We start from the raw sequence: 21132 nt of genomic DNA on the forward strand, positions 1-21132 counted from the left end.
TTAATTTATTACGTAAAATTCTACTCTGAAATAATTGCCGTTGTCATCGCTGCGGTAGGTTAATTCGCCGCCCATTTCCTGTGTCATCAGTTTGGCAATTGATAAACCCAAACCCAAACGGCTTTCGGTCATGCCATGGGTGTCGTTAAGGGTTTTAAGCTTATTAAACATCATCTCCAGTTCCTGCTGACCAATGGCTATACCTTCGTCAATGATCTCGAAAACAAATTTCTGACGTTGCAGACTGGTTATTACTTTAACTGTATTATTGGTTTGCGAAAACTTAATAGCGTTTGATAACAGGTTTTGAAACACCTGACCGGTAAAAACCCTGTCGAGCCTTACGTTTAGGGGCAGTTTCAGGATATTGTCTACGAGGTGGATGTTTTTCATCTGGGCCGTTTCATACAAGCCTTTATAAACGTGCATTACTTCAACGTTGATATCAAAGATCTCCATGTTAAACTTCATCTCCGGCGATTCGATCTCCTTAACATCCATCAGTTTGTTAAGCATGTATTGCATCTTCTCGGCCGATTCGGAGATATAGCCAACAAACTCTTTCTGATCGGTACTGAGCCTGAAATCTTCCTCCTTGATCATGTTGTTACTCATTACTATAGAGCCAATGAGGTTTTTAAGATCGTGTCCGGCTATGTTAATGAAGCTGTTTTTCTGGCTATCGAGCTTGCGCAGCTGCTCGTACTGCAAATCGATCAGGTTATTTTTTTCGGCGATATCCTTGTTTTGCTGTTTAAGCTGCTCGTTTGATTTTTCGATCATGATCTGCGAGCGTACCTCACGCTGGATAACTTTGTAACGTGCACCCGGTATTAAGCAGGAAATACCTGCAATGATGAAGAAGATCTGCCCGCCGTTGCTTAGCACCAGATCCAGGTTATACTCGCTCAGCAGGTTAAAGAAAATGGCAAGTAACAGCAACGCCATTAAGGTTTGGATGATTGAGTTTAACGGCTCCCAAAACACCTGCAGGTTAAAAAACAGCAGTGTAGTAGCAAACAACATAAAGTAAATGGTCAAAAACTGAATATTTACGAGGTTGCATAATATAGCTGCCGTTACCGAGAGCATAAAAAAGCTGATATGCAGCAATATGCGATAACTGAACTGTTTATGCTGAAAGTAGCTAAACAGACCATATATGATCAGGATGGTAATAATGCGGATAATGAAAAACTGCAGCCAAAAATTTGTAGCGTAGATAAAATCAACAATGCTGAAAAGCGGGTATAAGAATATAATTGTCCAGATTATATTATTGGTTTGGTACCATGCTTTTTTTGAGGTCTCTCTAATTAATTCTTCGTTAGTAATTTGAACAAACATTATTCGTTATCTTGAATTGTAATTAAAAATTAAGGCCGTTGTTTAAATTAATCCGGTTAAAATATTGGTTAATAAAAATATTCGTTATACGATAATTCAAACAAGTTTGTTGTTGCTGGTGTCAATAGCAATAACCTCCGTTGCAAAAAGTCGTCCAAATCCTGAACAAGCGCGTTTAATGGCGTTTCAACGTGCCAAAAATCTAAATAATGGCATCAGTATTTCATGGCTCGAGCAAACCTGGAATGAAAGTTCGCTGGCTCAAAACGCGCCTAAAAAATCTGATTTTCTACTGCTCAAAAAGCTGGGCTTTAAAAGCATCAGGTTGCCTGTGGCTTTTACTTCCTTTAATCCTAAAACAAATGCACAACTGTTTACCTATATAGATAAAGTTATTGGGCAGTGCGAAACTTACGGATTTAGGCTGGTGATAGATTACCATTATGGCTGTTTAAGCGATAATAATTATCTTACCGAAACACCACTGATAATTGATTTGTGGCTAAAATTAACCAAAAGGTATAAATCTGCAAGTTATAACAACCTTTATTTCGAGATCTACAACGAGCCGCCCCATATCAACCCCAAAGTGTGGAAAGACGCCGCGTACAATATTGTAACAGCCATCCGTAAAATAGACAAGCAACGTACGCTGATTGTTGGCGCTTCAAACTATAACAGTATCTATGAGTTAAGCAGGTTTGAAAGGCTTGCCGACGAAAATATTATTTACACATTTCACTTCTACGAACCTTTCTTTTTTACCCATCAGGGTGCAAGCTGGGTGGGCGACCAGGCGGCTACCACCGGGGTATCATTTCCATACAATGCGGAAAATTTTCCTGCACTTAATCCCAAAGCAAAAAATACTTCAGGCGAAAGTAACTACCATATGTACCCGCGCGATGGCAATGAACAATCAATAAATGATAAATTACAAATTGTTAAAAACTGGGCGCTTAAATATGATGTTCCTGTTATATGTGGCGAATATGGCGTGTATAATAAATATGCGGATTTGGATAGCCGGTGTCGTTACATCAAAGCGGTTCGTAAAGCGTTAAAGCGGCTTGATATTCCCGGCATGCTTTGGGATTATAATAGTAGTTTTTCGCTGTTTGCAGGCAGGCCGTCTATAGAGAATTTGCCCCTGTGTATGAAAGACGCAATTAGCGCCACACAGTGAAATTTTAAACATTAATGTAACAAATTTAGTTACCTTTGCTCACTAATATACAGTTATGAGATTTTTTGAAGAAAAGCGCAGAGAAGTAATGGTGCATATCGAAAAGTTCATGTTAGAAAAAATACATGAATACCTGAAACCGATTGACACCATCTGGCAACCATCTGATTTTTTGCCTGATTCTTCGAGGGATTCTTTCTTTACTGAAATTAAGGAATTGCAGGAAAGTGCTGCCGGCCTTTCATACGATCTGATTGCCGTTTTAATTGGCGATACCATTACCGAAGAGGCCCTGCCTACTTACGAGTCATGGCTAACCATGGTTGAAGGCGTATCTGACAGCGAAGAAGGTGGCTGGATGAAATGGACCCGCCACTGGACCGGTGAGGAAAACCGTCACGGCGACCTGCTTAACAAATACCTGTACCTGTCTGGTCGTGTGGATATGCGCATGATGGAGATCTCTACCCAATACCTTATTTCTGATGGTTTTGATATCGGTACTGGTCATGACCCTTACCGTAACTTTATATACACCTCTTTTCAGGAGCTTGCAACCAATGTTTCGCACCGTCGTGTAGCTTCACAGGCAAAAAAATACGGTGATCCCCTGCTATCAAAAATGTGCGGTGTTATCGCATCTGACGAAGCTCGTCACGCCAAAGCTTACAAATACTTTATCGAAAAAATATTTGAGGTAGACCCAAGCGAGGCTATGATAGCTTTTGAAGATATGATGCGCAAAAAGATTGTGATGCCTGCCCACTTCCTGCGTGAAGTTGGTTTAAAGGTTGGTCAAACTTTTGGTCACTTTACCGATGCTGCACAGCGCTTGGGCATTTACACAGCTATCGACTATGTTGATATCCTGAAAGAGCTTTTAACCGACTGGCATATCGAAAGCATAACAGGTTTGGATGAAGCAGGTGAAAAAGCCCGCGATTACGTGGTAAACCTTCCGGCCCGCCTACTGCGTGTAGCCGAACGTATGAAAAACCCAATGCTGGAGTACAAATTTACCTGGATCAACGGGTAAGCAATCAAATAATTTTAAGGAGAGATTCTATCCACGCGTCATTGCGAGGTACGAAGCAATCGCGAACTATACAGGGCGAACCTGCAAATCGGTGGTTGCTTCGTATCTCGCAATGACGCCTTTTTTATAAGGTCTATTAAGCTTGGCCCACAATTCACGCTACTCCTCCCGCTCAATTTTATAACCCGGCTTTTTATAACCTTCGGCAACATAATTTTCGGGGATCTGGATATGGCTTCCATCACGCACTGCTGTAAAATGCGGCGACATGATCTCCATGCCTGCTTCATTAAACTTATCCTGTATGTTTTGGTATAAAGCAGAATAGATGACCGCCATTTTACCGGGCTTATCGGTATAGGCGTTTATCTGGTAGCTTACGTTAAAATCATTCAGCGCGGTTTGCAGCACAAATGGTTTAGGCTCGGCAAGGATCCCCTCCGTAGCCTCTGCAGCACTGATGAGCAGGTTATGAATAGTTTGCCAGGGCGCGTCATAACCAATAGTAACGCTGGTATTCAATATCAAACCCAAAGTTTTTGACGACGAGGTATAGTTAACTGTAGCGCCGCTTAAAATGGTGGCATTGGGCACAGTTACATCTTCGTTTTTAATGGTACGCACACGGGTAACCAGCAGATTTTTCTCAATTACATCGCCCATAATTTCGCCAACCTTTATCCTGTCGCCAATTTTAAAGGGACGCATATAGGTAAGTACAATCCCCGAAACCATGTTAGATATAGCAGATGATGATCCCAATGAAAACAGCACACCAATAAAAACAGTCACTCCCTGAAATACTTTGGATTGAGAGCCGGGCAGATAGGGAAATATCACCACAAACATAAAAGCATACATCAGCACGCGGATGATATTGTAAGTAGGGATAGCCCACTCCGGGTAAAAGCCTTTTAAGGTGATGGCACCATTGGCAATTTCGGTAGCTACAAATTTTACCAGCTTCACGATGTACCGGGTAACCAAATAAATAACCGTTATGGTAAGCAGGTTAGGTATAAAGTGAACAATGGCAAGTAAGATACTTTTCAACGGGTCGACCACAAAACCGATAAGTTGTGTAGCGATAGACTGTGACGAAGGGAAAATATAAAATAACACCGGCAAAGCCAGGTAAACCAGCAACAGGATAATAAGCAAGCGCCCGATATTGATCAGTCCGCTGATAAAAGGAAGCAGACGCGAAGCATAAGCTACAGGCGCACCTTTTGCCGCCAGCTTTTCAACCCTACGCTCCCAGCCCTGTATGCTTTTTAGTTTTATCCACCTGAATCCTTTATTAACAACCCATATCAACACGATAAGCAATATGATAACAGCAACGGCTTCCAACACGTTTGTAATCAGTTGCTTTGGACTATTGCTTTCAAAAACATTACCCAGTTTATTTTTTAATATCGACAGATAACTCGCTGCCAGTTGCGGCCGGGTTAATTCGGAGTAAGCGGCATCGGCATCGTTAACGCCCATGATCATTTGCCCGTTGTAGGTTATCAGGGATATGGAAGTATCATTTTTAAGCGTCAGTGAATCGGCGTTAAAATCTATCCGACTCATCAGGGCTTCAATACGTTTGGTAACAATTCCGGCCCGTTCCTTTGGATCAAACAAGCCCTGTGGGGCATAAAACTTAAACAGGGTATCCTGGTTAACAATTACCGGTTCGCCAGTTTTTTCGGGGAGTTTTTGTGCCTGTGTCGTAAGTATGGCAAACAGAAAAAGGATGAGCAGGTTGAAAAATTTAGGCATAGGGATGTTTTTCTGTTAAAGCTAAAAATTATTTAGCTCATTTCAACCTGCCTACCATTAGCGTATTTATCCCTCCTGCACCAGGTCTGTACCCAAATTGCCGGCAACCTTACCAAACAGGTCATTCAGGATAGATTCCACAGTGAGGGAATTTACATCATCCACATAATGCTCATTACGGGTGATCCAAAGTTCATGACCATTGATCACGATGCTAAACAGAACGCCATCATAAACAGCGGGCAACGAAATGGTCACTTCTTCGCCTTTACGCTCAACTGTAAAATTTAAATCGCTTTGTCGCTGTTCGTGAAATAAGGTGTTCAGTTTTTCGTGTAGTAGCAGGTATAACTGGTTAAGGTCGATATCGGTATGAAGGGTGATGATTTTCATAATTTGGTATATTAGCGATGTATTTAAATAGTACAAAATTGAGGGAGGGATTGTTTGGGAAGACGAGCTTCGCACCCAATTAGGCTATAATAATATGTCATTGCGAGGAGGAACGACGAAGCAATCTCGTAGCTATACAGATCGTACATGCAATGGCTACGGGATTGCCACTTCGCGCCCACACTTCTCCATGCCGCTCCTCACAATGAAATGAGTTTTATAACTATCGCCTGATATAATTTAAACAATAATTGCAAAGCCTTAAGCAATCTTTTAGATTCGTGCAACGCCTTATACAATGCAGATACACCAATACTTCGTTTATATTTTAACAAACAAAGCTAATACGGCATTATACGTAGGTGTATCGAGTGACTTACATAATAGGATATTAGAACACAAGGGAAAGATATATAAAGGATATACGGCTAAGTACTCGTGCGATAAATTAGTTTACTTTGAACAGTTTCAGTGGATATATGATGCTATAGCCAGAGAAAAACAATTAAAAGCAGGATCGAGACAAAAGAAAATTGATTTGATAGTAGCGACTAATCCATCTTGGGTAGATTTAAGTATCGACTGGTATGATTAATCTGTATAGTTGTAATGCATTGGCTACGAGATTGCCACGCTTCGCTCGCAATGACATATTTTTTTAATAATACACAAAACATCACCATATATGAATTACAAATTGTTGGGCCGCTCGGGCCTTAAAGTTTCTGAACTATGCCTTGGGGCTATGGGCTTTGGTACCGAAGGCGGCTGGGGAGCCGAAAAGGAGGCCAGCTTTGCCATTATGGATGCCTTTGCCGAAGCAGGCGGCAATTTTTTTGATACAGCCAACGTATACAAACTGGGCACCAGCGAAAAGATCATCGGTGAATACCTGGGCAATCATGATCGTGATTATTTTGTGCTGGCAACCAAATACACTTTAAAAGATAACATCACCAATCCCAACGCGTCGGGCAATAACCGCAAAAACATGATGCGCAGTGTGGAGGAAAGCCTTAAGCGTTTAAAAACTGATTTTATTGATGTGCTGTATCTGCACATCTGGGATAACATCACCCCTATTGACGAAGTGCTGCGTGGCCTGGACGACCTGATTAAACAGGGTAAAGTAACCTATGCAGCTATCAGTGATACCCCAGCCTGGGTAGTATCAAAAGGAAATACCCTTGCCGAGCTGATGGGCTGGAGCCAGTTCATTGCTTTACAGGTTGAATATAGCTTACTTGCCCGCACGGCAGAGCGTGAGCTAATCCCGATGGCGAAACACTATGGCATGACAGTTACTCCATGGGCCCCGCTGGCTGGTGGTGCTTTAACGGGCAAATACCTGCGTGGCGAACAAGGCCGTGTAAAAGCTGAAAGTAACCGCCGTAACAACAGGGCGCAAACTATCACCGAAGCCGTTGTTGACATAGCTACAGAGCTTGGCGTATCCGAAAGTCACGTTGCCCTGCAGTGGATGATGGACAGGGACTTTAGCTGCATCCCTATTGTAGGCGCTACTAAAATTGACCAGCTAAACGATAACCTGAGAGCAGTAGACACTAAATTATCTCCCGAACATTTCAAAAAACTTAACGAGGTAAGCGCTATCGAATTGGGTTTCCCCGGCGATTTTTTCAATGAGGATGCTGTAAAAATGAACAGCTTCGGTGGGTTTTATGACAAGGTGGAGAAAAGGTAATTACCCCTGTCTACCGACTACTACGTCATTGCGAGGTACGAAGCAATCCCCGATTAGTTGAGGGGCTTTACCAGTCCGCTCTGTATACTTTGGGATTGCTTCGTACCTCGCAATGACGCTTTTTTATGTACACTAAAACCGTTTCAAATAATTCTTGCTGATCAGTTCGCCATAAAGTATTCCGCTGTGCTGATCCATCGCAAACCATGGTGAACCGTATTGCAGCACCTGGATATTTTGTGCCGGCATAAAACTCTGTGCCAGCAAAAACTGCTTTTGATGAGCAGCATTTTCCACTACATCCAGTACAATAAAACAATGCCCTGGAGAACCGCCTCGGATAAATACATCGCCCGGCTTAAGATCGTTAGGGTTTGACACCGCTTTTAGCTCCTTTTGCAATGATATAGTACCTGCATAGCTGAACACCAGGTTCATGTAATTTAAAAACGTTTGGTATGAATAATCGGGTTTGGCTTTTAAAACCCAATGGTCGTTTTTATAACGGTAACCTTTGGTGTAGTGCTCATAATCGCATTTAAAACCGCTGGTAAAGTTGAAAGAGATTTCGCTGTACTTTTTTTGCTGATAAAGGTATTCGCCACGTAAGCGCATCACAGCATCGGCACATTGCTGAAGGTCCTGATTGCCCACACTCATATCGATTACGGCGGCAGTGTAAATGTCTGTCCGGGCAATATCCCCTTTATAGGTTTTAGTTGGCGTACCTGCAGGTTTTAAGGGTAAAGACTGCAGCCAGGCCCCGAAGCTACCGGGCGAGGCCGGGATACGATGATAACCTGCGGGTACTGCAAATCTTTTAACTACATTATCCGGAGGTGGAGCAATGTTGATATTCAAAAACAGCAGCAGGCAGGCGATCATAGCGTTCATAGTGTTCGGGCTTTTTTTAACTGCTCATATGGATTAAAAGGTACGGGAATCCCGTCAACCAGTTTAAATTCCGAAAAATGCAGGTGCGTTGGCGAACGTTTTTTATAAGCATTATAACCTGTACGGCCAACCTCGGCTATTTTCTGCCCCTGCGTAACATAGCTGCCAGGTTTAACAAAAATGGCGCTGTTATGAGCATAATAAGTAAAAACAGCCGCCTTAGGATGATAGATCCAGATGAACTTTCCGCCCCGCATATTACTGTTAGGTTCCCATTCATTGCAGCAGGCTATCACCCAGCCGTCATCTACACTAAGCACATTAACAGGTTTACCGGTACGGTCATCAATACAATCCTGGTTTTTATCGTTAATAAAAATATCATGGGCAGGATGAGCGCCATGCTTGTTTCCATCCAGATAACGGTAACCTTTATCAAAATAACCATTCCCGTGAGTGCCGCCTATCGCGCTGCTGTTATATCCTTTAAGCGGGAATACCCATTGCAGTTTGGGCTGAATAAATTCGGCCCGCAGCATTTCAAGCAAAGCAATTCGTTTTAATACCATATCGAATTGCTTCTGCGCCTCCACTTTTTTTATGCCGCCGTTTAAAACCGCGTTATTAAAACTGTTGAATTTGGTGAAAGCAGCAGTATCACGCTGAGCCAAAGCCCCGATACTTACCAATAACAAAGAAAAAAACAGGATGATTTTTTGCATAAGGTTTATAATCAACAACATTAACTAATAAACAGTTAAAATATTGCTATCCTATCCGGATATCATATTTATTAAGCAGTCCGGGCAAGCCATGTAGCGAGAACTTTGCTTTTTTGATAACGTTATCATCCGGGTCGATAATGAAGTTGTAAGACGTACTCAGGTCGGCATTTTTAAGTATAGTGCGACTAAAGAACGCATTTTTAAGATTGCAGTTGTTGAACTTACAATCGGTCAGATCGGCTTCCGTCAGGTCGGTTTCGATCATGGAGCAATCGGTGTATGTACCTTTCTTGTTCTTCTTTTTGTAAAACACGGCATTATCCAAAATACAATCCTCAAAATGCACCTCGAACAAAAAGTCGTTGGCCTTACCAAAGTTTACCCCGCTTATTTTGCAATGTTTAAAGCGGATATTCTGCAAACCGGTATTGCCTAAGTCTGCAAGAAGCAGGTTACAGGTATCAAACAGGCAGTCAACAAAAGTGATGCCCGTGAATTGAGCGTTAGAAAAATCGCAGCTGATGAATTTGCAGTTTTCGTAAGTGGCGCCGGTGAGCTGCCCGGCAGTTATTTTGGTGAAAGTTTGGTCTTCGAAGGGTATGGTTTGCATGGTAGCAAATGTAAAGTTTAACAGTAATCGAATGGTTTGATCTGCATATTTAAATTAGGCTAAAGCCACTATCTGGTATGAATTGTTCCCGTTGGCTAAAGCCGAACGGCAATGAAATACGTGGGTGCGAATAATCGATTCATTGCCGTTCCTTTTAAGGAACGGGTTGGAAATGCCGGATATGCGGGCTTCAGCCCAATATAGTTAGAACGGCTACTTAAGGAATTAACATATTATTTATCCTCTCCATCGCTGGCACAGCTATTGTTTTAACTAACCTGCATCAAAACTATACGCTATGAAAACATTGAAGATAAAACTGGCTATGATGTTATTAGGCTTAACATTAGGCGCTACTGTCCCGGTTTTGGCACAATCATCCAAAGATACGTCATCAGCCACTACCAAAGCCAATGGTGCGGGTGCCGGAAACGGGGTGAGCCAGGGCGCACCCGGAACGGCCACTGTATCGGGTACCGGAACGGGCACTTTGCAGGATAGCGATAAAACCAGCGTACCCAGCGGCGATGCTGGCGTAAAACAAACTACCGACCAAAAAACGGTGAACCCATCACAGATGACGGGATACTGGATTTTGGGTGCTTTTAGTTTTATCGGCCTTATCGCGCTGATCCTCCTTCGCCGAACCCGCAAAGCTAATCCCTAATTAATTTACCTCGATGATCTTGATGCCCCAGGGCTCCAGTTTTAAGCTTGCATCTTTGCTGATATTATCGCCCGATAACAACTCTTTACCATTGTTATAAGGATAGGTAAAGCTGGTTTCACTGGCCGAATAATTAAAATAATAATGTACCGTTTTGCCTCCCTGGTTTACCCCTTGTTTGGTTACAATAGGCCAGGCTATTTGCTGATCCGCACCCCATAAGCCAATGGATTTTACCTCATCGGCAAGCAGCTTGTCAGTAACAGCGTTGGTGGTGAGCGTACCAATATAAGTAGCTACGCCCTTACCGTACTTATTTTGGGTAATGGCCGCGTACTTGCCCCAAACCGGGTGATCGTAGTAAGCTAATACTTTGGCCGTGGTTGGGGTGATCAGCTCCATCCAGGTGTTTAGCTTTTTATCTTCGGGTTTCAGGTTCCAGTCATCTGCTTTTAACGAGGCGTTGCTTGGCTCGGTGAACTGACTGTAGTAAATACCGCAAGCCTCGTCAATAATGCCCGGCTGATGCGTGGTGCGCACCTTTACATTTTCATCGGCAAAGCCACTTTTACAGGTGTAAATGATATGACCGCCGTTTTTAACATAGGCGTTAAGGCGTTTTAATAAACTGTCGGGCGCGGCATACAGCAAGGGCACTACAAGTAGCTTATAGTCTTCAATGTTTTTACTTGTCGGGTCTACAAAATCGCAGCCAACGTTCATGTGGTATAAGCCATCATAAAACTGACGTAATACATCATTATAGCCGGTTCGTGTTCCCCACCCAAAGCCGAAAGCTTTAAAGCCTGTAAGGGCTTCGTTGCTGAACAGGATAGCCACATCGTTTTTCTTTTTCAGGTTGATGAGTTTGCTGCTTAACCTGTCGAAATCTTTACCTATCGTTTTAGCTTCATCATAAACAGGGTTAGGTTCAAAATCATGGCTTAACAAACCTTTCCAATAAGTTTCGGCAGAGTTATGGATAGAATGCCATGGCCAGTAACTTACCATGTTTGCACCCGATGCCAGGTGACTAAAAGCCTGCAACCTCAGCTGACCAGGATATGGTACCCACTGCGGAAAGCCCTGTGCCTCGGTTTCGATAGTGAGGTAGTTTTTACCACCTTTCATAGAGCGGGCTACATCGCCACCGAAAGAAATTTCCACGCCGGTAAGTTTATCCTGGCTGGGATGATAAATATCGATGCCTGCAATATCTAAAGCTTTAGCTGCCGCAAAGTGATCTACATCGGGCTGGATACCGAACGAATAGCCATGCCATTCCAGGTCGAAGTTTTGGGTGATGAACTGATCGGGCCGTTTATATTCGCGCACTATAGCAGCCTGCCACGCTAAATAATCGGTAACCAGCTGGCGCTGAAATTTGGCAAACTCCGATGAAAGACTACCATTAATGGTGTTTACCATCGACGGAAAATCGTCCCAGTTATTAATGCGGTTACTCCAGTAATCGAGCCCAAAAATGTGGTTAATGTTATCCAGCGTTTTATATTTCGCTTTCATATAGTTAACAAACAGCGCCTGCACATTTGGCCCTGCCGTTCCGTACGATTTGGTTTCGTTATCTACCTGGTAACCTATCACCGCCTTGTTATCTTTCACATGCTCCATTATCTTGCGGATCACACGCTCGGCATAAAAACGATAATCTTTATTGGTGATATCCATATTTTGCCTTGGCCCGTACTGGTTTTGGCCAGATGGGGTGATAGCTAATATTTCCGGATGTTTCTTAACCATCCACGTAGGTACAGCATAGGTTGGTGTACCTATAATAACATGGATCCCGGCTTTTTGCATGGCGCTTAATACCCTGTCGATATGCGTAAAATCGAAAACACCGTCCTGTGGCTCTTCCGTGCTCCAGGTCGATTCGGCGATACGCACCACGTTAATGCCGCAGGCTTTCATCATTTGCACATCCTTGTCCAGCCTTTCGTAAGGCATATATTCGTCATAGTAAGCTACCCCGTAAAGCAACTTATCCATTTTAGGATATTGAGCAAATGCAGACGCGGCAAAAACTATTTGCGCGATGACGAACAGCAGGTATTTCTTGTTCATAAAAAGCGGTATTTAAGATAATTGGCTTGTGCTGATGAAAGTACGAATTAATTGTATTTTTAACACACATTAATAAAATATTTTATGATGTGAAACAGATGTAGTAGTACACAACATTTTTATTGCTGTTTAAAAACTGATATTAGCGCCCTGTTGTAATACCATTATAACCTGTTAGTATACTTTATGAAAACAGTTACCCGTTATCTGCTCATCCTGATGTTTTGCTGCGCGATGAGCGCCAATGCGCAACAAAAGCGCCTTACTTATTGTAACCCGCTTAACCTTGATTATGGTTATACCCCCTTTGAAACCTTTGCGGGCTGGGGTAAGCACCGCGCCACTGCCGACCCAACCATGACCCTTTTTAAAGGTAAATATTACCTCTTCTCTACCAACCAGTTTGGTTACTGGTGGAGCGATGACATGCTAAACTGGAACTTTGTTTACCGCAAATTTGTCCGCCCGTATAACCAAGTAAAAGGCGATGAGCTTTGCGCACCCGCTACATTGGTTTTGGGCGACACCCTGCTGGTGATAGGATCTACCTATAATAAAGATTTTACCCTGTGGATGAGCACCAACCCTACGCATGACGACTGGAAAGCCGCCAAAGACTATTTTAAGGTAGGCGCATGGGATCCGGGTATGTTTGCCGATGATGATGGCAGGGTCTATATTTATCATGGCTCCAGCAATACGCTGCCGCTTTATGGGCAGGAGATAGACAGGCATACCTTCGAGCCTATTGGCCCTAAAAAAGAAATGGTAAAGCTTAACCCCGAAGAACACGGCTGGGAACGTTTTGGCGAACATAATGATAACGTGTTCCTGCTGCCGTTTATCGAAGGCTCATGGATGAACAAGTATAAAGGCAAATATTACCTGCAATTTGGTGCCCCCGGCACCGAGCAAAGCGGCTACGGCGATGGCGTTTTTGTAGGCGATCATCCGCTTGGGCCTTTCACTTATCAAAAGCATAATCCCTTCTCATACAAACCCGGTGGCTTTGCCAAAGGCGCAGGTCATGGCGCTACCTGGGCCGATAAGTATGGTAATTACTGGCATATCAGCACGATGGGCATCTCGGTAAAAAATAACTTTGAGCGCCGCATCGGTTTCTGGCCTGCCGGATTTGATCAGGATGGTGTGCTGTACAGCAACACCGCCTATGGCGATTACCCACATTATTTATCTAATGGGCCCGAAGACCACCTGAAAAGCAACTTCACCGGCTGGATGATCCTTAACTACAATAAACCTGTCGAGGTTTCATCAACCCTTGGCGCCTATGCTGCCAACAACGTGGTGGATGAGGATATTAAAACCTACTGGAGCGCCAAAACAGCCAACAAAGGCGAATGGCTCAAAACCGACCTTGGCGAGGTAAGCACCGTAAACGCCATCCAGATAAACTATGCCGATCAGGATGCCGGATTTATGGGTAAATCATTAGGCGTTTACCACCAGTACATCATCTACTCATCGCTTAACGGCAAAACATGGCAACCCCTTATCAACAAAAGCAAAAACCGTAAAGACGTACCGCACGATTACATCGAACTAAAAACCCCAGCCAAAGCCCGCTATATAAAAATGGTGAACCTACACATGCCAACAGGTAAGTTTGCCTTATCGGGCTTAAGGGTATTTGGTAAAGGCGCAGGCGCAAAACCCGATACCGTACAAAATCTGATTGTACTGCGTGGCGACAGCGAACGCCGCAACGCCTGGCTTAAATGGAAACCTAATGATAATGCAACAGGTTACACCGTTTACTTCGGCATAGCGCCCGATAAACTGTACAACAACATGATGGTTTACGGCAAAAACGAATACTATTTTAATGGAATGGATAAAAGCCTGCCATACTATTTTCAGATAGAAGCGTTTAATGAAAACGGCATTTCGGCAAGAACCAAAATTGTGAAGGTGGAGTAATGTTGACTCACCCCGACATCGCTGCGCTCGTCCCCCTCTTTGCTTCGCAAAGAGGGGGATTTTTACTACCTACCTTCTTTCCGCCAAAGGTGAAGAGAGGGTGGTCCAGCGAAGCGCATGCCGGGTGAGTAAACTATGCATCGTATAAGATTATTGCTAAATTTAGCGTTTCTTAGAAGCTATTTTAAGTTAATAAATATGGTTTTCGGATAGGTAACTTCATTGCCGTTGGTTTTAACCAACGGGATAATGAGCAATTCAAAGAGGCTTTAGCCTAAATCCGCTTGTATAATTAGGCTAAAGCCAGGACCTTTTTTGCTTTTTTACCGTTGGTTAAAACCAACGGCAATGAATGTATATTTAAACAGCATCTTACATATTCAAATATTCTTCAACATAAGGCGTTAACTCCCCCATGCTAAAAACCATCCTCCCCATCATTATAACCGTAATGCTCGGCATTACTGCCAAAGCCCAACAAGCTGATAGCACCCTGAAAAAATCGCCCATAAAAACACTTAATGATAAACAGTTTACCCAGCTAATTACCGGCGAGTATTTGTTTGATGATATAGAACAGGTAGCCCGGCTTAACCATTACCCCATGCCCGATGCCGCTTTGAAGTTTAAAAAAGAGCTTAGCCTGAGCCCCGTACAGGTTACCAAAATAACCGCTATAGCTACCGCGCTGCACAGAAAACGGGTAGAGATGGGTAATTTTATAATTACCAACGAAACTACGCTGGATAAACTGATGAAAAACGGAACGGACAACGGCAGCATCATATTTTACGCCAACCGCTCGGGATTGTATTACGGTGAGCTCCGGAATGCCATTTTACAGGCCTGTTTGAGTACCGGGAACGCCCTTGCGCCACAGCAAATTACCAAGTTAGAAACACTCAACGCTCATAATTGAAAATATACCATTTGATTTGCTTAATTTAGCGCCTCCAAATAAAGTGTATGAAGATTACGTTTGATTTTGAAAAACCACTGGCTGAGCTACAGCAGCAGATAGAGAAGGTAAAACAGGTTGAGGAAAAAAATAAACTCGACATGTCGGCCACCGTTGCCGAACTGGAAGGCAAGCTGGAAGAAGCCAAAAAAGATATATACAGCAACCTTACAGGCTGGCAAAAAGTACAAATTTCGCGTCACCCCGAAAGGCCGTATACCCTGCAATACATCGAGCTGATGTGCGATGATTTTATTGAACTGCACGGCGACCGTACCGTAGGCGATGATAAAGCCATCATTGGCGGTTTCGGTACACTGAATGGCCAAACAGTAATGTTTATCGGTCACCAAAAAGGCCGTAACACTAAGGAGCGCCAGTACCGTAACTTCGGTATGGCAAACCCCGAAGGTTACCGCAAAGCATTAAGGCTCATGAAAATGGCCGAGAAATTCAACAAGCCGGTTGTTACCCTTATTGATACCCCGGGAGCCTATCCGGGATTAGAGGCCGAAGAACGCGGTCAGGGTGAAGCCATTGCCCGCAATTTACTCGAAATGTCTGTACTAAAAGTTCCTGTGATCTGTGTTATCATTGGCGAAGGTGCATCGGGCGGTGCGCTGGGTATTGGTATTGGCGACAAGGTACTGATGCTGGATAACTCCTGGTATTCGGTGATCTCGCCCGAAAACTGCTCAACCATCCTTTGGAAAACCTGGGAAAACAAAGAACGTGCAGCCGAAGTACTTAAATTAACCTCGACAGAGATGTTGAAGAACAAGCTGATTGACGGTGTGATCAAAGAACCGCTTGGTGGTGCACACCAGGATCCTGTTGCTATGGCCGGTATCCTGAAAAAACAATTGCTAAAAGACCTCAAAACCCTACAAGAGCGCAATATCGATGAGCTTGTAGCCGAGCGTATCGACAAATTTTGCTCAATGGGCGTGGTTAACGAATAAGATATTTTTTTGATAGCAAGAGAGCTGCCCCTAAAAGGCAGCTCTTGTTGTTTATAGGCAGATTTTACCGAATACCCCTATGGCATCTCCTCTATCACGTCATTGCGAGGCACGAAGCAATCGCGAACTGCACAGAGAGATCCTCCTACAGCTGCTCCGTAATTCGGGGATTGCTTCGTGCCTCGCAATGACGCTGGTGAGTTCAGGGGCGACGTGGCGGGATGGCAGCAACTGGCTGCAATACCATTCCCCAAGCGGAACGATATCTCACCGCCAATAAACAAGAAAGGCCAGCCAAAACCCGGCAGACCTTTTAAATTTTTTTGAACCAGAAGCCTTACTCTTTGCTTTTCTTTTTAGCCGGCTCAACATATTTCTCGCCGAGGGCTTCCAGTGCTGCAATAAGCTTCTTACGTTCTACAGCATTATCGGGCACGGTAGCCAGCTTTTCGCGGCGGGCTTCCTCCACTTTACGGATCTTCTCGTCAAAAGCTTTGTTGATCTTATCAAGCTCGGGCGTGGTATCCAGTTTGGCTATTTCTAATTTAATTTGGGCTGCTAATTTTTCAAATTCCATGGGGCTATTTTTAGGAAGCGCAAACATAAAAAAATGATTCTAAGTTATTATTACCGCAATAAAAAGTATGTGTGTTAACTGATAATTTTTGTTGGTACAGAAATTTCCTGTTTTCATTTCTGCCAGTTGGCAAACAATTTAAGATTAATGCAAGAAACTATCTCGCAACTCTGCGACATTATGATGAAAGCTATCTCCCATTTCAACATCTGTCATGCCGAGGTACTAGGCATCTTCTTCGATATCCAAGCCACTTGCTATTGCGAATAATTAGAGATTATAGATTAAAGGGAGGCATGTAGTCCTGCTTAAGTAGCATGTTAAAACAAGTGAAATGATATTTAAGGGGCGTTGCCTCCGGCCGGGCTATCCGCTCATACGCCTGCAGGCCTTATCCACTGGCCTGTATCCGCTCCTATCCCTAACGCGGGTTAATGGTGAGTGGAGAGTAGTTGATTCCGCTATGAATTGAGTTCAGCGTTGTCATCCTGAGTGGGAGAAAATCAGGATCTGTGAAGATCAAATGACATCAGCTCCGGTTGTCATCCTGAGGAACGAAGGATCTTCTTCATCATGCGTGGCGGCCCGTATATTGAAGAAGATTCTTCGCTTTCGCTCAGAATGACACGCGTTTTTAAACATGTCATGCTGAGGCGCGAAGGATCTTCTTCGCTGTCGCGGGTGAGTGGAGAATAGTCAGTAGTTGATTAGGTTGGATGGTTGTTATAGCTGTTGGAGTAGTAGGAATAGGAAAGTATTATCAACGCAAAAAGCCTTAGTGATTAGCTAAGGCTTTTGCAATGTTGCACCATTAAAGGTGATAAAGGGTGGCACCGACCTACTCTCCCACGTTTTACCGCAGTACCATCGGCTCTGGCGGGCTTGACTTCTCTGTTCGGAATGGGAAGAGGTAGACACCGCCGATATAGGCACCTGAATTTCTTTTTATTAAGGTGAAAACTTAAAGGTTAAAGTTCAAAGGTTTATTACCTTTCGCCTTTATCCTTTGGCCTTTCAGCCTTTATAAATGACATATTATTGAAAGAAGTGATTGAATTTAAGAGAAAACAACAGCACTTGTTGTTCATTATCTGTTTTTGTGTTTCTCACCGGCTCATCTATCCTGCTTATCATCAATATTACTACCAATGAACTACTGAACAAATGAACCAGTGAACGTTTCTTCACGAAGAAAGCTTCGGGCAATTAGTATTACTCGGCTATGATGTCACCACCTTTATACCTGTAACCTATCAACGTAGTAGTCTCCTACGACCCTCAATGGAAGTCTCATCTTGTGGCTAGTTTCGCACTTAGATGCTTTCAGCGCTTATCTATTCCCAACGTAGCTACTCTGCAGTACACCTGGCGGCATAACAGATTCACCAGAGGTTAGTCCAACCCGGTCCTCTCGTACTAAGGTCAGCCCCACTCAAACTTCCTACGCCCACAACAGATAGGGACCGAACTGTCTCGCGACGTTCTGAACCCAGCTCGCGTGCCACTTTAATGAGCGAACAGCTCAACCCTTGGGACCTTCTCCAGCCCCAGGATGTGACGAGCCGACATCGAGGTGCCAAACCTCCCCGTCGATATGAGCTCTTGGGGAGATCAGCCTGTTATCCCCAGCGTACCTTTTATCCTTTGAGCGATGGCCCTTCCATGCAGAACCACCGGATCACTATATCCGTCTTTCGACCCAGCTCGACTTGTCTGTCTCACTGTCAAGCAAGCTTATGCTATTGCACTCCGCGTACGGTTACCAAGCGTACTGAGCTTACCTTTGAAAGCCTCCGTTACCTTTTTGGAGGCGACCACCCCAGTCAAACTACCCGCCAAACAATGTTCTCCACATCGTAGAGTTAGACACCAAATACAGAAAGGGTGGTATTTCAACGTTGACTAAATGACTCCTAGCGAAGCCACATCACAGTCTCCCACCTATCCTACACATCCTGTATCCGATATCAATGTTAAGCTATAGTGAAGGTGCATGGGGTCTTTCCGTCCCGTTGCGGGTAACCGGCGTCTTCACCGATACCACAATTTCACCGAGCTCATGGCTGAGACAGCGCCCAGATCGTTACACCATTCGTGCAGGTCGGAACTTACCCGACAAGGAATTTCGCTACCTTAGGACCGTTATAGTTACGGCCGCCGTTTACTGGGGCTTCGATTCAATGCTTCGCCTTGCGACTAACATCCCCTCTTAACCTTCCAGCACCGGGCAGGTGTCAGGCCATATACGTCATCTTGCGATTTTGCATAGCCATGTGTTTTTGTTAAACAGTCGCCTGGGCCTTTTCACTGCGGCTGACATTGCTGCCAGCGCCCCTTCTCCCGAAGTTACAGGGCCATTTTGCCGAGTTCCTTAGCCATGATTCACTCGAGCACCTTAGGATTCTCTCCTCGACTACCTGTGTCGGTTTACGGTACGGGTTTTTAATACCTGAAGCTTAGCGGGTTTTCTTGGAAGTCTGATTACCTGAACTATCACCTCGTCCGAAGATTTGGTGTACTATCAGCTTTCAGCAAAATTTGCGTACTTAACTACAAACTCTATACCTACAGCCTTTAACGAACTATTCCGTCAGTTCGCGTCAGTGTCACTACTCCGTCACCGCATCGCAGTATTAAAAAGTACTGGAATATTAACCAGTTGTCCATCGGCTACGCCTGTCGGCTTCACCTTAGGCCCCGACTAACCCTGATCCGATTAGCGTTGATCAGGAAACCTTAGTCTTTCGGTGGGCGGGTTTCTCTCCCGCCTTATCGTTACTTATGCCTACATTTGCTTTTCTATTCCCTCCACAGTCAGTTACCTTCCTGCTTCGCCGGATAATAGAATGCTCCCCTACCAGTCACATTACTGTGAATCCATAGCTTCGGTATACTGCTTGATGCCCGTTTATTATCCATGCCCGATCGCTCGACTAGTGAGCTGTTACGCACTCTTTAAATGAATGGCTGCTTCCAAGCCAACATCCTAGCTGTCTGTGCAATCGGACCTCGTTAGTTCAACTTAGCAATAATTTAGGGACCTTAGCTGATGGTCTGGGTTCTTTCCCTCTCGGCCATGGACCTTAGCACCCATAGCCTCACTCCAGCGTATATTATAAAGCATTCGGAGTTTATCTGGATTTGGTAGGATTTGACTCCCCCGCACCCAATTAGTAGCTCTACCTCTTTATAACTCAACCGCCAGGCTGTTCCTAAAAACATTTCGGGGAGTACGAGCTATTTCCCAGTTTGATTAGCCTTTCACCCCTACCCACAAGTCATCCGGAAACTTTTCAACGTTTATCGGTTCGGTCCTCCAGTACCTGTTACGGCACCTTCAACCTGCCCATGGGTAGATCACAAGGTTTCGCGTCTACCTCCCCTGACTATACGCCCTTTTCAGACTCGCTTTCGCTTCGGATCCGTGTCTTAAACACTTAACCTTGCCAGGGAAGAGTAACTCGTAGGCTCATTATGCAAAAGGCACGCCGTCACCCGTTACCAGGCTCCGACCGCTTGTAAGTACACGGTTTCAGGTTCTATTTCACTCCCCTGTTCGGGGTTCTTTTCACCTTTCCCTCACGGTACTGGTTCACTATCGGTCTCTCAGGAGTATTTAGCCTTACCGGATGGTGCCGGCAAATTCCCACAAGGCGTCTCCGACCTCGCGGTACTCAGGATACCACTATCCTATTATCAATTACCCGTACGCAGCTCTCATGCTCTATGGCCGGGTTTCCCACCCCGTTCCGGTTCTCTTTAATATTCATGTTGTGGTCCTACAACCCCCATATTGCCGTAACAATATAGGTTTGGGCTTCTTCCATTTCGCTCGCCACTACTCTGGAAATCACTTTTGTTTTCTCTTCCTCTGCTTACTTAGATGTTTCAGTTCGGCAGGTTAGCGCATTCTGCAGTTATTCTTCAAATAACTAGGTTTCCCCATTCGGAAATTACCGGATCAAGTCTTATTTGCAAATCCCCGGTACTTATCGCAGCTTATCACGTCCTTCTTCGCCTCTGAGAGCCAAGGCATCCCCGTGTACCCTTTCTTACTTTCTTCTACTCTTGCGCCTTTTGCGCCGCAAGGTATGTCTTTATTTAGATTAGTCATTAAGTCATTGTTTCATTTGCTCATTACCTTGCGGTTTTGATCTCCTGAAGCTTTTGAACTCAACAACGTCTCTATCTGTTGTTTTCTCTTGTTTTCAATTACTTCTTCCAATATGTCAAAGAACGTTAGTTTTCATCTGTAGCGTAACCTATATTATAGTTA

The 21132-nt window shown here is 44.2% G+C and carries 16 protein-coding genes and 2 rRNA genes; 8 read left to right on the forward strand and 10 right to left on the reverse strand.

All coding sequences use genetic code 11. The features are described from left to right. Positions 1-1347, reverse strand: coding sequence for a sensor histidine kinase (locus DEO27_RS19800; protein ID WP_112572877.1), 1347 nt, complete (start codon positions 1345-1347; stop codon positions 1-3). Between the two features lie 178 nt (positions 1348-1525). Between DEO27_RS19800 and DEO27_RS19805 the strand changes: the two genes are divergently transcribed. Both DEO27_RS19805 and DEO27_RS19810 read left to right on the forward strand, forming a co-directional pair. Continuing rightward, positions 1526-2533, forward strand: coding sequence for a glycoside hydrolase family 5 protein (locus tag DEO27_RS19805; protein WP_112572875.1), 1008 nt, complete (start codon positions 1526-1528; stop codon positions 2531-2533). A 55-nt stretch (positions 2534-2588) separates the two neighbouring features. Beyond that, positions 2589-3569 (forward strand): acyl-ACP desaturase, encoded by a 981-nt coding sequence (locus DEO27_RS19810; protein WP_112572873.1) that lies wholly within the window; start codon positions 2589-2591, stop codon positions 3567-3569. A gap of 159 nt (positions 3570-3728) precedes the next feature. Here the strand turns inward: DEO27_RS19810 and DEO27_RS19815 are convergent, their stop codons facing one another. Then, positions 3729-5339 (reverse strand): mechanosensitive ion channel family protein, encoded by a 1611-nt coding sequence (locus tag DEO27_RS19815; protein WP_112572871.1) that lies wholly within the window; start codon positions 5337-5339, stop codon positions 3729-3731. Between the two features lie 66 nt (positions 5340-5405). Then, complete coding sequence (locus DEO27_RS19820) at positions 5406-5732, reverse strand: hypothetical protein (protein ID WP_112572869.1); 327 nt, start codon at positions 5730-5732, stop codon at positions 5406-5408. 298 nt (positions 5733-6030) lie between these two features. Between DEO27_RS19820 and DEO27_RS19825 the strand changes: the two genes are divergently transcribed. Together DEO27_RS19825 and DEO27_RS19830 are read left to right on the forward strand one after the other, a co-directional pair. Continuing rightward, positions 6031-6327, forward strand: a complete 297-nt coding sequence (locus DEO27_RS19825; protein ID WP_223818001.1) for a GIY-YIG nuclease family protein — start codon at positions 6031-6033, stop codon at positions 6325-6327. A 90-nt stretch (positions 6328-6417) separates the two neighbouring features. Continuing rightward, positions 6418-7437 carry an aldo/keto reductase gene (locus tag DEO27_RS19830; protein WP_112572866.1) on the forward strand — a complete coding sequence of 340 codons (1020 nt, stop codon included), beginning with the start codon at positions 6418-6420 and terminating at the stop codon, positions 7435-7437. Positions 7438-7569: 132 nt separating this feature from the next. Here DEO27_RS19830 and DEO27_RS19835 read toward each other — a convergent pair whose 3' ends face one another. From DEO27_RS19835 to DEO27_RS19845, 3 genes are read right to left on the reverse strand one after another with little or no spacing between them, the layout of a single operon-like run. After that, complete coding sequence (locus tag DEO27_RS19835) at positions 7570-8331, reverse strand: DUF4846 domain-containing protein (protein WP_112572863.1); 762 nt, start codon at positions 8329-8331, stop codon at positions 7570-7572. Then, positions 8328-9053, reverse strand: a complete 726-nt coding sequence (locus DEO27_RS19840; protein WP_190295146.1) for a M23 family metallopeptidase — start codon at positions 9051-9053, stop codon at positions 8328-8330. The genes DEO27_RS19835 and DEO27_RS19840 overlap by 4 nt, the downstream gene beginning before the upstream one ends. Before the next feature lie 46 nt (positions 9054-9099). Then, entirely contained in the window at positions 9100-9666 is a 567-nt protein-coding gene (locus DEO27_RS19845) for a pentapeptide repeat-containing protein (RefSeq protein ID WP_112572856.1), read from the reverse strand. Between the two features lie 298 nt (positions 9667-9964). Here DEO27_RS19845 and DEO27_RS19850 point away from each other — a divergent pair, with 298 nt between their 5' ends. Continuing rightward, the gene (locus DEO27_RS19850) at positions 9965-10333 is read left to right on the forward strand and encodes a hypothetical protein (protein ID WP_112572854.1); all 369 of its coding nucleotides are present in this window, start codon (positions 9965-9967) and stop codon (positions 10331-10333) included. Here the strand turns inward: DEO27_RS19850 and DEO27_RS19855 are convergent, their stop codons facing one another. Then, positions 10334-12418 carry a beta-galactosidase gene (locus DEO27_RS19855; protein ID WP_223818002.1) on the reverse strand — a complete coding sequence of 695 codons (2085 nt, stop codon included), beginning with the start codon at positions 12416-12418 and terminating at the stop codon, positions 10334-10336. A 186-nt stretch (positions 12419-12604) separates the two neighbouring features. On the opposite strand from DEO27_RS19855, the gene DEO27_RS19860 reads away from it, so the two are divergent. From DEO27_RS19860 to DEO27_RS19870, 3 genes are all read left to right on the forward strand, one after another. Further along, positions 12605-14359: a family 43 glycosylhydrolase gene (locus tag DEO27_RS19860; protein ID WP_112572852.1), complete on the forward strand. Its 1755-nt coding sequence runs from the start codon at positions 12605-12607 to the stop codon at positions 14357-14359. Positions 14360-14774: 415 nt separating this feature from the next. Further along, positions 14775-15278, forward strand: a complete 504-nt coding sequence (locus tag DEO27_RS19865; protein WP_112572850.1) for a hypothetical protein — start codon at positions 14775-14777, stop codon at positions 15276-15278. Positions 15279-15325: 47 nt separating this feature from the next. Beyond that, positions 15326-16279, forward strand: coding sequence for an acetyl-CoA carboxylase carboxyltransferase subunit alpha (locus DEO27_RS19870; RefSeq protein ID WP_112572848.1), 954 nt, complete (start codon positions 15326-15328; stop codon positions 16277-16279). 337 nt (positions 16280-16616) lie between these two features. Here the strand turns inward: DEO27_RS19870 and DEO27_RS19875 are convergent, their stop codons facing one another. From DEO27_RS19875 to DEO27_RS19885, 3 genes are all read right to left on the reverse strand, one after another. Further along, positions 16617-16856, reverse strand: coding sequence for a hypothetical protein (locus DEO27_RS19875; protein ID WP_146750056.1), 240 nt, complete (start codon positions 16854-16856; stop codon positions 16617-16619). Between the two features lie 825 nt (positions 16857-17681). Then, a 5S ribosomal RNA gene (rrf, locus tag DEO27_RS19880) occupies positions 17682-17793 on the reverse strand. A gap of 249 nt (positions 17794-18042) precedes the next feature. Further along, a 23S ribosomal RNA gene (locus DEO27_RS19885) occupies positions 18043-20919 on the reverse strand. Positions 20920-21132 lie beyond the last annotated feature (213 nt).

It is taken from the genome of Mucilaginibacter rubeus (assembly GCF_003286415.2).
GTDB lineage: Bacteria > Bacteroidota > Bacteroidia > Sphingobacteriales > Sphingobacteriaceae > Mucilaginibacter > Mucilaginibacter rubeus_A.